Raw genomic sequence first — 13,074 nt, 5'->3', positions numbered from 1 at the left:
CCACCCGGGCCCGCACCTCGCGGACCCGGGTGGCTGCGTTGTGTCCGGCACACCGCCTGCGGCTCCTTATTGAAAATGACAACGGATACCGATAAGTTCGCTTCCGGCGCCGGCCCCTGCCGGCGAACCGAGAAGGAGCTTCCATGGCACACCTGTTGGTGGTCGAGAGCTGGGTCGGCTCGATGAGCCGCCTGCTGCCGAAGGCGATCGGCGAGGGCGGGCACCGCTTCACCTTCCTGACCCGCGATCTGAACCACTACCTGCACGGCCCGCCCGGCGAGGGCCCGCACGCCCTGCTCGCGGCGGAGAACATCCTCACCGCCGACACCAACGACCTGCCGGCCCTGCTCCCCCACGTGGCCCGGCTGCACGCCGCACTCGGGTTCGACGGGGTGCTCTCGTCCTGCGACTACTACCTGCCGGCCGTCGCGGCCGTCGCCGAGCACCTCGGCCTGCCCGGCCCGCGCCCCGCCGCCGTCCGCGCCGCCTGCCGCAAGGACCTGACCCGCCGCGAGCTCGCCGCGGCCGGTGTCCCCGGCCCGCGCCACGCGCTCTGCCGGGACTGGGCCGCGACGGCCGCCGCCGCCCGCGACCTCGGCTACCCGCTCGTCCTCAAGCCGGTGGACCTGTGCGCCGGGATGTACGTCACGCTCATCGAGGACGAAGACGAACTCGCCGACGCCCACCGGGTGCTGACCGGCCTCCCGGTGAACGCCCGGGGCCAGCTGCGGGAGCCGGCCGTCCTGCTGGAGGAGCTGCTGACCGGGCCCGAGGTGAGCGTCGAGACGGTCTCCTCGGCCGGTGAGGTGCATGTCGTCGGAGTGACCGGCAAGACCGTCGGCGGCGCCCCCGCCTTCATCGAGACCGGCCACCTCTTTCCGGCGGACCTCGCGCCCGCACTCGCCGCGGCCGCCGCAGGCACCGCCGTCGCCGCCGTCCGGGCGCTCGGGCTCGACCAGGTGGTCGCCCACACCGAGATCAAGCTGACGCCGCAGGGCCCCCGGGTCGTCGAGGTCAACCCGCGGCCGGCCGGCAACCGGATCACCGAACTCGTCCGCCGGGTCACCGGTACGGACCTCGCCGCCGCGGCCGTCGACCTCGCCCTCGGCCGGCGCCCCGACCTGGCACCGCGTGCGACCGGCGTGAGGAGCGCGGCCATCGCCTTCGTACTGCCCGACCGCGACGGCGTCCTGGCCGCCGTCGACGGCGCCGACGCCGTCCGCGCGGACCCGTCCGTGGTGGAGTGCACCGTCGCCGCCCCCGGGCGCGCGGTGCGCCGGGCCGTGAGCAACAACGAGTACCTGGGCCATCTGATGACCACCGACGCCGCGGGCGACGGCGCCGGCCGCGCGGCGGAGCGGCTGCTCGCCCGGCTGACCCCGCGCTACGCGGACGGCCGGGCGGTGCCGGCATGACGTACCTGGACGAGCTCACCGACCGGGCACTCGCGGGCGGCTACGGGCTCGACCCCGCCCGGCAGCGGATCGTCGTCGCCTTCACCACCAGCCAGGCCGTACACCACGACGGGCGCGCGGGCGGCTACCGCAACGAGGTGCTCAGCCTGCGGCTCGGCGAGGCCGTCGGCTCCTGCGCCGTCGAACCGGGCAGCCTGCCCGGCTCCGCGGCGGACGACTGCGTGGGCGCCACCGTCGCCGAACTGCTCGCCCACCCGCTGCCGGCCGTCCGGGTCGCCGCGCTGGACGCCCTGCTGCTGCTCGCCCGCCCGCACACCCCCGCCAACGGCGCGCGCCCGTACCCGCTGGCCGCGGGCAGCTCGCTCGCCAAGTCCCGGGCCAGGGCCCGCGCCGTCGTGTCCCTGCTGCCGCTCGGCCGGGTGCGCTCCGTCCTGGTGGTCGGCGTGGTCAACTCCCTGCTGGAGCAGCTCCGTGAACACGGCACCGGCTACCTGCCGTGCGACCTCAAGGGCGGCAGCACCGAGTGGGGCGAGCCCGTCCGCACCGACGCGGTGGCCCTGCTCGACCACTGCGACGCGATCCTGGCCTCCGGCATGACCCTCGGCAACGGCAGCCTCGACCGGCTGGCCGGCCACGCCCGCGCGACCGGCAAGCCGCTGGTGCTGTTCGCGCAGACCGGCAGCGCCGTGCTGCCGCAGCTGATCGGCGCCGGGGTGAGCGCGGTGTGCGCCGAGCCGTACCCGTTCTTCTGGCTCGACGGCGGCCCCGGCGTCGTGCACCGCTACGGCGGTGAACGGTGACCGCCCCCGCGGAGCTGCTCCACCCGGCCAACCCGGACCTGCTGCCGCTGCTCGGCCGCACCCCGCTCGCCCGCATCCGCACCCCGCTGCCGCACCCCCAGCCCGGTTTCTGGGCGAAGCTGGAGTGCCTCGGTGCGGGCGGCATGAAGGCCCGCTCCGCCGTGGCGATGCTGCGCGGTGCCCGGGCCCGGGGCGAACTGCGGCCCGGCGCCACCGTGGTGGAGTCGACCTCGGGCACCCTCGGGATCGGCCTCGCCTTCGCCGGGCAGGCGCTCGGCCACCCCGTCGTGCTGATCGGGGACGCCGAACTCGAACCCTCCATGAGGCAGTTGCTCCGCTCGTACGGTGCCGGCCTGGAGATCGTCGACCGCCCGGACCGGCACGGCGGCTGGCAGACGGCCCGGCTCACCCGGGTGCGCGAGGTGCTCGGCCGGACCCCGGACGCGTACTGGCCCGACCAGTACAACAACGCCGACAACTGCGCCGGCTACCAGGCGATGGCCGACGAGATCACCGGCGAACTCGACCACCTGGACGTCCTGGTGTGCAGTGTCGGCACCGGCGGCCACAGCGCCGGACTGGCCGCCACGCTGCGCCGGCGCTGGCCCGCCCTGCGGGTGGTCGGCGTCGACTCGGTCGGCTCGGCGATCTTCGGGCAGCCCGCCCGGCCCCGGCTGATGCGCGGCCTCGGCAGCAGCATCCACCCCCGCAACGTGGCCTACGGCGCCTTCGACGAGGTGCACTGGGTCGGCCCGGCCGAGGCCGTCGACGCCTGCCGCCGGCTGGCCAGGGGCTGTTTCGTCAGCGGCGGTTGGAGCACCGGCGCGGTCGCCCTGGTCGCCGCCTGGGCGGCCCGCAGCGACCCGGACGCCGTCGTCGCCACCGTCTTCCCGGACGGCCCGCACCGCTACCTCGGCACCATCTACGACGACACCTACTGCCGGCTGCACCGCCTCGGCCCGGAGCACGCCGCTCCGCACCCGCTCGAACTCGCCCGCCCCGACGCCGGGGAGGCCACCGGCTGGGCCCGCTGCCGCGTCGTGGCCGATCCACTGGAGGTACGACCGTGAAGTTCGGGACACACACCGTACGGCTGCGGCTCGCCGAGCCGCTGCGGATCTCCCGCTCGGTGACGACCGGCCGCGACGCCGTCGTGGTCACCCTCCGGCACGGCGGCTCCACCGGGTACGGCGAGGTGGTCAGCAGCGAGTACCTGGGCCTGCCGACCGAGCTGATCAACCAGCAGCTCGCCCTCGTCCGCCCCCGGATCGAGGCCGTCACCGACCCGCTGGCGGCGGCCGCGGCCGGGTACCCCGGGCTGGTGCCCGGCGTGCGGGCCGCGATCGAGGCGGCACTGCTCGACCTGGCCGGCAAGCAGGCCGGGCTGCCCGTGCACCGGTTGCTCGGCACCCCGCACGCGCCCGCCGCCGGCACCGCCCGCACCATCGGCATCACCGGCCCGGCCGCGGCCGGCGCGGCGGCCGCGCGGCTCGCCGCCGCCGGCTTCACCCTGCTCAAGATCAAGGCGGGCAGCGCCGACCCGGCCGAGGACCTGGCCCGGGTCGAGGCCGTCCGCGCCGGAGCGCCGGGGGCCCGCCTGCTGCTCGACCCGAACGGCGCCTGGACCTCGCGGCAGGCGCGGGCGCTGATACCGCGGTTCGCCGACCTCGGCGTCGAGGCCGTCGAGCAGCCGATCGCGCCCGGCGACCCGGACGCGCTGGCGGACCTCGCCCAGGTCTCGCCGCTGCCGGTGATCGCCGACGAGGACGCCGCCGGCCTGCGGGACGCCGTCCGGCTGGCGGGCCGCGTCCACGGCGTGAACGTCAAACTCGCGAAGTGCGGCGGAGCCAACGCCGCCCTGCGGATCTGCGAGGCCCTGCGCGGCACCGGCACGGACGTCATGCTCGGCTGCCTGGCCGCCAGTTCGCTCGGCATCGCACCCGCCGTCCACCTGGCCGACCGGGCCCGCTGGGTCGACCTGGACGGACACCTGCTGCTCGCCCACGACCCGTGGCAGGGCATCGGCGGGCAGCACGGCACCGTCCGCGCACCCGGCCGCGCCGGGCTCGGCGTCCGCCCCGTACCGGCACCGGCACCGGAGGCGGACGGATGAGAACGCTGCGCTCCGTCCGGGCCCTGCCAGTGCCGGTCCGGCTGCTGCTGGTCAACCAACTGGGCGTCAACACCGGCTTCTACCTCCTCATCCCCTATCTCGCCGTCCACCTCGGGCAGGACCTTGGCCTCTCGGCTGCCGCCGTCGGCGTGGTGCTCGGCATCCGCAACCTCAGCCAGCAGGGCCTGTTCATCATCGGCGGCTCGGCGGCCGACCGGCTCGGCGCACGCGGCGTCATCATCGCCGGCTGCGCCCTGCGCACCCTCGGGTTCGCCCTGTTCGCGCTGGGCGACACGCTGCCGGTGCTGATCTCGGCGGCGGTCCTCAGCGGGCTCGCCGGGGCCCTGTTCAACCCCGCCGTCCGCACCTACATCGCCCGGGAGGCCGGTGCGCAGAAGGCCGAGGCCTTCGCCCTGTTCAACGTCTTCGCCACCACCGGAGCCCTCGCGGGCCCACTGCTCGGCACCGCGCTGATGCTGGTCGACTTCCGGGCCGCGGCGCTCACCGCCGCCGGGGTCTTCGCCGTCCTGACGGTCGCCCAGAGCGCGGCCCTGCCCGCCCGGCCGGTACCCCGGGCGCGGACCCGCGTCCTCGGCGACTGGCGCGAGGTGGCCGGCGACCACCGCTTCCTCGCCTTCGCCCTCGCCCTGGTCGGCCTGTACGTCCTGGAGAGCCAGCTCTACCTGCTCCTGCCGGACCGCGCCCGCGCCGCCACCGGCCGGGACAGCGCCGTCGCCCTGCTCTTCCTCACCAGCACGGTCGCCAACCTGACGCTCCAACTGCGCATCACCCGCCGGCTCCGGGCCACCGCGAGCCGCGGGCGCCCGATCGCCGCCGGCCTGCTGCTGATGGGCCTGGCGTTCCTGCCCCCGCTCCTCTCCGACGGCCTGCCGGCCCTGCTGCTCACCGTGCTGCTCCTGCACACCGGTGTGATGACGGCCCAGCCCTTCGTCCTGGAGCTGATCCCCGCCTTCGGCCGCGCGGAGCTGACCGGCACCTACTACGGCCTGTTCTACGTGGTCTCCGGCCTGGCCGCCGCACTCGGCAACACCGCGGTGGGCCGGGCGATGGACGCCGGCGGCGCGGCGCCCTGGCTGCTGTGCTGCGCGGTCGGCCTGCTCTGCGCGGCAGCCGTCGCGGCGCTGCAGCGGGCCGGCCGGCTCCCCGCCCCTAACCCCGCTCCCGACCCGATACCGACCAGAGAGCCGAGTGGATCCCGATGACCGGCGGCAACCTGCTCACCGACACCCCCGAGCTGTACGAGCTGCGCTTCCCCGACCCCGGCCATCTCGCCGCGCGCTGGGCCGAGTCGTTGCTGCGCCGGTACGGCGCCGGGCCGGCCGTGCTCGACATCGGCTGCGGCACCGGCCGGGACGCGGCCTGGCTGCACCACCGCGCCGGGCGGCGGGTGACCGCCCTCGACAACTCGCCCGCGATGCTCGCACACGCCCGCAGCCGGCGGCCCGGCCCGGAGTACCTGCTCGCCGACATGCGGGAGTTCGGCCTCGGCCGGCGGTTCGACGCCGCACTCTGCCTGGACAGCGCCCTGCTGTACTGCCACAGCAACGCCGAGCTGGACGCCTTCCTCGACCGGTGCCGCGAACACCTGGCCCCGGGCGGCCTGTTGATAGCCGAGATGCGCAACGGCGCCTACTTCCTCGGCCGCACCGGCGAGCTGGGCAGCCCGCGCACCGACACCGTCACCCACCGCGGCGTCACCCACACCTCCCGGACCACCCTGCGGATCGACCACGCCGCCCAACTCCTGCGCCGTACCCGGATCTGGACGGCCGACGACGGCTCGCCGCCGGTCGAGCAGCACTCGGCCTGGCGGCTGCTGTTCCCGCAGGAGCTGCGCCGCCTCCTCACCGCCCACGGCTTCGAGGTCCTCGCCCTGCACGACCGGCCGGGCCCGCGCACCGAGCCCGCCTGGGCCGAGGGCGACGCCCCGGCCGACAGCGTCGACGCCGACCGGCTGCACCTGGTCGCCCGACTCACCGCCACCGCCGTCACCACCGTCACCACCTGAAACGAGCCCTCCGTGAAGCACCCGCTGCACCGCCGACAGCTCCTCGCCGCCACCGGCGCCGCCGCACTCACCCTCGCCACCGCCGGCTGTGGCACGGGCGCCGGATCCGGGTCCGACTCCGGCGACGCCGCCCCACAGCGGCAGGGCGGCCGGCTCCGTGCCGTCTTCGCCGGCGGCGGCGCCGCCGAGACCCTGGACCCGCACCTCGCCAGCCTCTTCGTGGACGCCGCCCGTGCCAAGGCACTGTTCGACAAGCTCGCCGACTACGGCTCCGACCTGGCGGCCGTCCCCCGGCTGGCCGAGAGCTGGGAGTCCAACGACACGCTGGACGTCTGGACCGTCCGGCTGCGGCGGGCGAGCTTCCACGACGGCCGGCCGGTCACCGCCGCGGACGTCCTGTACAGCTACCGCCGGATAGCCGACCCGGGGCGGGCGTTCCGTGCCAGGGCGTCGCTGGAGCCGGTCGACCTGACCGCCAGCCGGGCCGTGGACGCGAGCACGGTCGAGTTCCGGCTCAGGCGCCCGTACGCCGAGTTCCCCAACGTGCTGGCCGCGTTCGGCGCCTACATCGTGCCGGACGGCGCCGACGGCTTCACCGGCCCGGTCGGTTCAGGACCGTTCCGCTTCGTCTCCTTCGAACCCGGCCGGTCGCTGCTGCTGGCGCGCAACCCCGACTACTGGGAGGGCGCACCCCTGCTGGACGAACTGGAGTTCCTCGTCGCCAACGAGGAGTCGGCCCGGGTCGGCGCCCTGCTCGGCGGACAGGCCGACTACGCGCACGAGTTGAACCCCGCCACCGCCCGCGCCCAGCAGGGGCGGGGGCGGATCGAGGTCATCCGGCTGCGGAACAGCGCCATGCAGGGCTTCGTGATGAAGACCGACCGGCCGCCCTTCGACGACCGGCGGGTGCGCCAGGCGTTCTTCCTGATCGCCGACCGCAGGGAGCTCGTCGACGGCGCGCTCTCCGGCGCCGGCGAGATCGGCAACGACCTCTTCGGCAAGGACACCCAGTACTACCCGGCGGGCCTGCCCCAGCGCACGCAGGACATCGAAGGGGCCCGGGCACTGCTGCGCGAGGCCGGCGCCGAGAACCTCAGGGTCACCCTGGACACCTCGCCGGTGGCGGCGGGCTTCGTCGAGGCCGCCGGCATCTTCCGGGACCAGGCCGCCAGGGCCGGAGTCACGGTGGAGGTCAGGATCGGCACCAGGGAGACCTACTGGAAGGACATCCTGGACGGCGGCACGCTCGCCTCCTACCGCTCCGGCGCGATGCCGATCGAGTCCCACCTCTCCCAGCGGCTGCTCTCCGGCTCCACGACCAACGCCACCCACTGGCGGCAGCCCGGCTTCGACGACCTCTACACCCAGGCCCAGTCCACCCGGGACGTCACCGCCCGAACCGCGCTCTACGAGCGCATGCAGCGCCGGCTCCACGACGAGGGCGGCTTCCTGGTCTGGGGCTTCGCCGACTGGATCGTCGCCACCGCGCCGAACGTCCGCGGAGTGGACCGGAACGCACCGGCCAACACCCTCGACTGGGCCCGATTCGACCGGGTCGGCCTCGCGTGAGGAACCCGCCGAGGCCTTGGCCGCGCCTGCTGCCCCGGAGCTGGGCGGGCCGCCGGCTGCTGATCGGCGCGGGGCAGTCGGCGGCGGTGCCCGCCCTGGTCTTCGTACTCACCGAAGCCCTCCCGGGCGATGCGGCCACCGCCTTCGCCGGGGACGACCCCGACCCGCGCCGGATCGCCGTCATCCGGGCGGCGATGCACCTGGACGAACCCGCCCCGGAACGCTTCCTGCACTGGCTCGGGCAGCTCTCGCGGGGCGAACTGGGCACCTCGCTCGTCAGCGGACGACCCGTCGGGTCGGTTCTCCTGCGAGGCCTGCCGCCGACGGCCCTGCTGGCCGCCCTCACCGTCGCCCTGCTGGTGCCGCTGTCGGTGTCGCTCGGCGTGCTGGCCGCGCAGCGCGAGGGCGGCCCGCTCGACCGGCTGGTCAGCACGGTCACCCTCGCCGTCCACGCCGTACCGGAGTTCGCCCTCGGCGTGCTGCTCAGCACCGTCCTCGCGCTGCGGCTCGGCTGGCTGCCGCCGACCGCGATCGGCGGCATCGGGGCGGATCCGGCCGTCCTCGTACTGCCGGTGCTGGTGCTGCTGGCCCGCCCGGTCGGCTCGATCAGCCGGCTCGTCCGGGCCGGCATGATCGAGGCGCTGGCCTCGCCGTACGTCGCACAGGCCCGCCGCCACGGAGTCTCCGAGACGCGGATCCGCTGGGCCCACGCACTGCCCGGCGCGCTCGCACCCGCGACGCAGCAGCTCGCCCGCACCGTCGACTGGCTGCTGTCCGGAGTGGTCGTGGTGGAGACGCTGTTCGTGATCCCGGGCCTCGGCACCGTCCTGCTCGACGCCGTCGCGGCCCGGGACGTACCGGTCGTCCAGGCACTGGCCCTGGTGTTCGGCCTGCTCACCGTCGGCCTCAACCTCGGGGCGGACCTCGTCGCCCGCCGCCTCGCCCCGCGCTCGACGGCCGCCGCGTGAAGGGCCGCCGCGCGAACAGCCACCATGTGAACAGCGGCCCCGTGAACGGCCACCGCCGCCGCTACGCCCTCGGCGCCGCGCTGGTCGCCGTCCCGCTGCTGCTCGCCCTGCTCGGGCCGCTCGCCGCCGGCCCGGCCGGGCCACGCGGCGTCTCCTTCACGCCGGGCGCAGGCCACTGGCTCGGCACCGACTTCACCGGCCGCGACGCCTGGCGGCAGGTGCTGCTGGGCGGACGCTCCGTCGCCGTGGTCGCGCTGGCGGCGACCGGTCTGACGTACGCGGTCGCCGTCCCGCTCGGCCTGTCGGCCGCGCTCACCCGGCGCCGGTGGCTGGAGGAGTCGCTGATGCGTCCGCTGGACGGGCTGAGTGCGGTGCCCTCCCTCGTCCTCGTCCTGGTGGTGGCCTCGGCGGCGGCACCCGGCCCGGCCGCGCTGAGCCTGCTGGTGGCAGCGGTCGCCGTCCCGGACGCCGCCCGGGTGGTGCAGGCGGCCGCCGTCGAGGTCGCCGCCCGCCCGGCGGTGGAGGCGATGCGGATGCAGGGCGAGACCTGGGTGCGCGTCGCCCTCGGCTACACCGTCCGTTCGCTGCGCCGAACGCTGGCCGCGGACGCCGGCACCCGGCTGGTCGGCGCACTCCACCTGGTCGGCACGGCCGCGTTCCTCGGGGTCGGCGTGCAGCCGGACGCCGCCGACTGGGCCGTGATGGTCGACCGCAACCGGCCCGGCCTGGCACTCCAGCCGCTCGCGGTGGTGGTACCCGCCGCGTTGATCGCCGCGCTCTCGACCGGCACCGGCCTGCTGCTCGACGCCGCCCTGCAACGCGGCCACCGGAAGGATTCCCGATGACCGAACTCTTGCGACCGGTGGCCGAGTTGACCGACCTGCGGGTGGAGGTCGGCGGCCGCCCGATCGTGGCGGGGGTGAACCTGCGGGTGTACCCGGGCCGGGTCACCGCGCTGCTCGGAGCCTCCGGCAGCGGCAAGACCACGACCGGTCTCGCCCTGCTCGGCGAGTACCCGCCCGGCGCCGTCGTCTCGGGCCGGATCGGCGTGCCCGCCGACGGCGTCGGCTACCTGCCGCAGCAGCCGGCCGCGGCGCTCAACCCGGCCCGCCGGGTCGGCGCCCTGCTGGCGGACATCGCCCGGCTGCGCGGCGGCGGCCCGGCCGAGGTGCGCGCGGCCCTGCTCCGCGCGCGCCTCGCCGACCCCGCCGAGGTACTGCGCCGCTTCCCCCACCAGCTGTCCGGCGGCCAGCAGCAGCGGGTCGTGCTGGCCCAGGCACTGCTGGCCGGCGCCCGGGTGATCGTCGCCGACGAGCCCACCACCGGCCAGGACCCGCTGACCAAACGGCTCGTCGTCGAGGAGCTGGCGGCGGTCGCGGCCGGCGGCACCGGAATCCTGCTGCTCAGCCACGACCTGGACGTGGTGCGGGCGTTGGCCGACGACGTGGTGTTCATGGCGGACGGCCGGACGGCCCGCTCCGGCCCGGCGGCGAAGCTGCTCGGCGCCCCCGCCCCCGTTCCTGCCCCTGCCCCTGCCCCTGCTCCCGGCTCCGCCCCCGTCGCCCCCGTCGCCCCCGTCGCCAGGCTGGCCGTCGGACCGCTGGACGCCCACCACCCCGACGGAGTGCGGGCCCTGCACGGGGTCGGCCTCACCGTGGGCGCGGGCGAGTGCCTGGCGCTGATCGGCCCCTCGGGCAGCGGGAAGACGACGCTCGGCCGCTGCGTGGCAGGCCTGCACAGCAGCCTGCGGGGCCCGGTGACCGTCGACGGCCGCCCGCTCCCGCCGAGCCTGCGCAGCCGCTCGCGCGCCGAACTCGCCTCCGTGCAGTACGTGTTCCAGGACGCCCGCGCGGCCTTCGACGAGCACCGTCCGGTGGCCGCCCAGGTGGCCCGTACCGCCGTCCGCCTGCACGGGCTGAGCCGTTCGAGGGCCGCCGACTCGGCGCGGCGGCTGCTGGCGGAGGTGGGGCTCCCCGCCGCCCTCACCGCCCGCCGGCCGGCCGAGCTCTCCGGCGGGGAGCTGCAACGGGCCGCACTGGCACGGGCCCTGGCGGCCGCGCCGCGGGTCCTGGTCTGCGACGAGATCACCTCCGGCCTGGACGGGGCGAACACCCGCTCGATCCTCGGCCTGCTCGCGGAGCTGCGCGAACGGACCGGCCTGACCGTCCTGTTGATCACCCACGATCTCGCCGCGGCGGCGGTCGCGGACCGCGCGGCGGTGCTCGACGCCGGACGGATCGTCGAGGAGGGGCCGGCCGCGAATGTGCTCGGCAAGCAGCGCGGGCGGAGTGTCGCGGCGGACACCGGCGAATCAACGGTGCTAGCTTCAATTCGCCGGGAATCCGCTTGATTTGAAGCTTCGTCAGCGAATGACCGAATGCAGGCGCCTGCCTCCGCCCTGCCTGCCGGCCGTCCTGTGCGGCCCATACCTGTCCAATTCTGCTGAAGGCGAGTCGACACGTGGATCACGAGATTTCCCGACGCGGACTCCTGAGCACCGCGGGGGCGGTCGCGGCCGGGGCGTCGGTGACCGCGCTCGGTGTCGCGCCCGCCCGGGCGGTCCCCGCCGTCCCCGGGCCCGGCGGCCCGTCCGACTCCGGTGACCTGCGGGTCCTCCCCGGGGACGGCCGCTACGAGACCCTCAGCCAGGGCTTCAACCAGCGCTGGACGAGCGAGCCCGCGTACATCCAGCTGGTCACCGACGACCGGAGCGCGGTCTCCGCCGTCCGGGAGGCCCTTCAGCGTGGCCTGCGGCCCACCGTGCGCAGCGGCGGGCACTGCTACGAGGACTTCGTGGAGAACACCGGCGGCGCCATTCTGGATCTCAGCACCCGGAAGGGGGTGTACCGCACCACCGACAAGTACGGCGCGGCGGCCTACTGCGTGGAGGCCGGCGCCACCGTCTGGGACATGTACACGGAGCTGTTCCGCAAGTACGACGTGACGGTGCCCGCCGGGTCCTGCTACTCGGTCGGCGCGGGCGGGCACATCTGCGGCGGCGGCTACGGCTGCCTCAACCGGCGGGACGGGCTCACCGTCGATCACCTCACCCAGGTCGACGTCGTCACGGTCAGGGACGGCCGGGCCGAGGTGACCAGCGCGCACCGCTCGGACCCGGCGGGCTCGGACACCGCGCACCTGTTCTGGGCGCACACCGGCGGCGGGGGCGGGAACTTCGGGGTCGTCCTGCGGTACTACTTCGCCGAGAGCCTGCCGAGGCCGCCGGCGCGGGTCTGGCTCAGCAGCATCGCCTGGCCCTGGGCCGAGATCCTGAAGCGGCCGGAGGACTTCACCCGGCTGATGAAGAACTTCGGCGAGTTCTTCGCCGCCCACAGCGGGCCCGACGAGCCGGTCTACCAGGGGCTGTTCAGCATCCTGAAGCTCACCCACCGGACGAACGGCAACATCGCCCTGTTCAGCCAGTGGGCCGGCGAGGACACCGGCCCGCTCGACGAGTACCTGAGCGCGATGGAGGCGGGGCTCACCACTCCGGCGACCGTCCAGACGGACAGCGCCGGCGGGCTCTTCCTGCCGTACCCGGACCGGCGCCGTCAGATGCCGTGGCTGCAGGCGACCCAGACCCTCAACGGCTCGGGTGCCAACCAGCGCGGCAAGTACAAGTCGGCGTACCACCGCAAGCCCTTCTCCGACCACAACATCGGCGCGGTCTGGACGTGGCTCACCAAGGACGTGCCGGGGGTGGACCTGACGCAGACCCTGGTCCAGATCGACTCCTACGGGGGCCGGGTCAACGCCGTAGACCCGTGCGCCACGGCCGTCCCGCAGCGGGACTCCTGCATGAAGCTGCAGTACCAGACGTACTGGACCGTACCCGCCCAGGACGACGCCCACCTGGACTTCCTCCGGGGCCTCTACCAGGACACCTACGCCGAGACGGGCGGCGTGCCCGAGATCAGCGACCCGGGCCACGACCTCGGCACGGACGGCTGCTACGTCAACTACCCGGACGTCGACCTCGGTACCACCGCCGATCCGGCGCCGCAGTACCCCCGGCTGTACTACAAGCAGAACTACGCGCGGCTCCAGCTGGCGAAGCGCACCTGGGACCAGCAGAACGTCTTCCACCACGCGCAGTCCGTCGTCGCACCGGACTGAGGACGAGCGGGAGCGGCCTCCGGCGGCCGGACCGGGCCGGAATCTCCACGGCCGGGCCGTGGAG

General features: G+C 75.2%; 11 protein-coding genes. All 11 read left to right on the top strand.

The features are described from left to right. The first annotated feature begins 143 nt into the window (after positions 1-143). A complete protein-coding gene (locus ACFUK0_RS36835) occupies positions 144-1,415 on the top strand; it encodes an ATP-grasp domain-containing protein (protein ID WP_380257800.1) in 1,272 nt (423 codons plus the stop codon). Then, on the top strand, positions 1,412-2,215 hold the full coding sequence (locus tag ACFUK0_RS36830; protein ID WP_380257798.1) for a Rossmann-like domain-containing protein: 804 nt from the start codon (positions 1,412-1,414) through the stop codon (positions 2,213-2,215). The genes ACFUK0_RS36835 and ACFUK0_RS36830 overlap by 4 nt, the downstream gene beginning before the upstream one ends. Further along, complete coding sequence (locus ACFUK0_RS36825) at positions 2,212-3,285, top strand: PLP-dependent cysteine synthase family protein (protein ID WP_380257796.1); 1,074 nt, start codon at positions 2,212-2,214, stop codon at positions 3,283-3,285. Before ACFUK0_RS36830 ends, ACFUK0_RS36825 begins: the two co-directional genes overlap by 4 nt. After that, the gene (locus ACFUK0_RS36820; protein WP_380257794.1) at positions 3,282-4,328 is read left to right on the top strand and encodes a dipeptide epimerase; all 1,047 of its coding nucleotides are present in this window, start codon (positions 3,282-3,284) and stop codon (positions 4,326-4,328) included. The genes ACFUK0_RS36825 and ACFUK0_RS36820 overlap by 4 nt, the downstream gene beginning before the upstream one ends. Then, on the top strand, positions 4,325-5,551 hold the full coding sequence (locus ACFUK0_RS36815; RefSeq protein ID WP_380257792.1) for an MFS transporter: 1,227 nt from the start codon (positions 4,325-4,327) through the stop codon (positions 5,549-5,551). Before ACFUK0_RS36820 ends, ACFUK0_RS36815 begins: the two co-directional genes overlap by 4 nt. Beyond that, positions 5,548-6,357 carry a class I SAM-dependent methyltransferase gene (locus ACFUK0_RS36810; RefSeq protein ID WP_380257790.1) on the top strand — a complete coding sequence of 270 codons (810 nt, stop codon included), beginning with the start codon at positions 5,548-5,550 and terminating at the stop codon, positions 6,355-6,357. Before ACFUK0_RS36815 ends, ACFUK0_RS36810 begins: the two co-directional genes overlap by 4 nt. A 12-nt stretch (positions 6,358-6,369) precedes the next feature. Next, complete coding sequence (locus ACFUK0_RS36805; RefSeq protein ID WP_380257788.1) at positions 6,370-7,926, top strand: ABC transporter substrate-binding protein; 1,557 nt, start codon at positions 6,370-6,372, stop codon at positions 7,924-7,926. Then, a complete protein-coding gene (locus ACFUK0_RS36800) occupies positions 7,923-8,894 on the top strand; it encodes an ABC transporter permease (RefSeq protein ID WP_380257786.1) in 972 nt (323 codons plus the stop codon). The genes ACFUK0_RS36805 and ACFUK0_RS36800 overlap by 4 nt, the downstream gene beginning before the upstream one ends. A gap of 26 nt (positions 8,895-8,920) precedes the next feature. Then, on the top strand, positions 8,921-9,739 hold the full coding sequence (locus ACFUK0_RS36795) for an ABC transporter permease subunit (RefSeq protein WP_380257784.1): 819 nt from the start codon (positions 8,921-8,923) through the stop codon (positions 9,737-9,739). Next, positions 9,736-11,244 carry an ABC transporter ATP-binding protein gene (locus ACFUK0_RS36790; RefSeq protein ID WP_380257782.1) on the top strand — a complete coding sequence of 503 codons (1,509 nt, stop codon included), beginning with the start codon at positions 9,736-9,738 and terminating at the stop codon, positions 11,242-11,244. Before ACFUK0_RS36795 ends, ACFUK0_RS36790 begins: the two co-directional genes overlap by 4 nt. Before the next feature lie 110 nt (positions 11,245-11,354). After that, entirely contained in the window at positions 11,355-13,010 is a 1,656-nt protein-coding gene (locus tag ACFUK0_RS36785; RefSeq protein WP_380257780.1) for a BBE domain-containing protein, read from the top strand. Positions 13,011-13,074: the final 64 nt, after the last annotated feature.

Origin of the sequence: Kitasatospora sp. NPDC057223 (assembly GCF_042669755.1) — a bacterium.
In the GTDB taxonomy this organism is placed as follows: Bacteria; Actinomycetota; Actinomycetes; order Streptomycetales; family Streptomycetaceae; genus Kitasatospora.
This window is presented reverse-complemented; position numbering and strand designations above follow the sequence as displayed.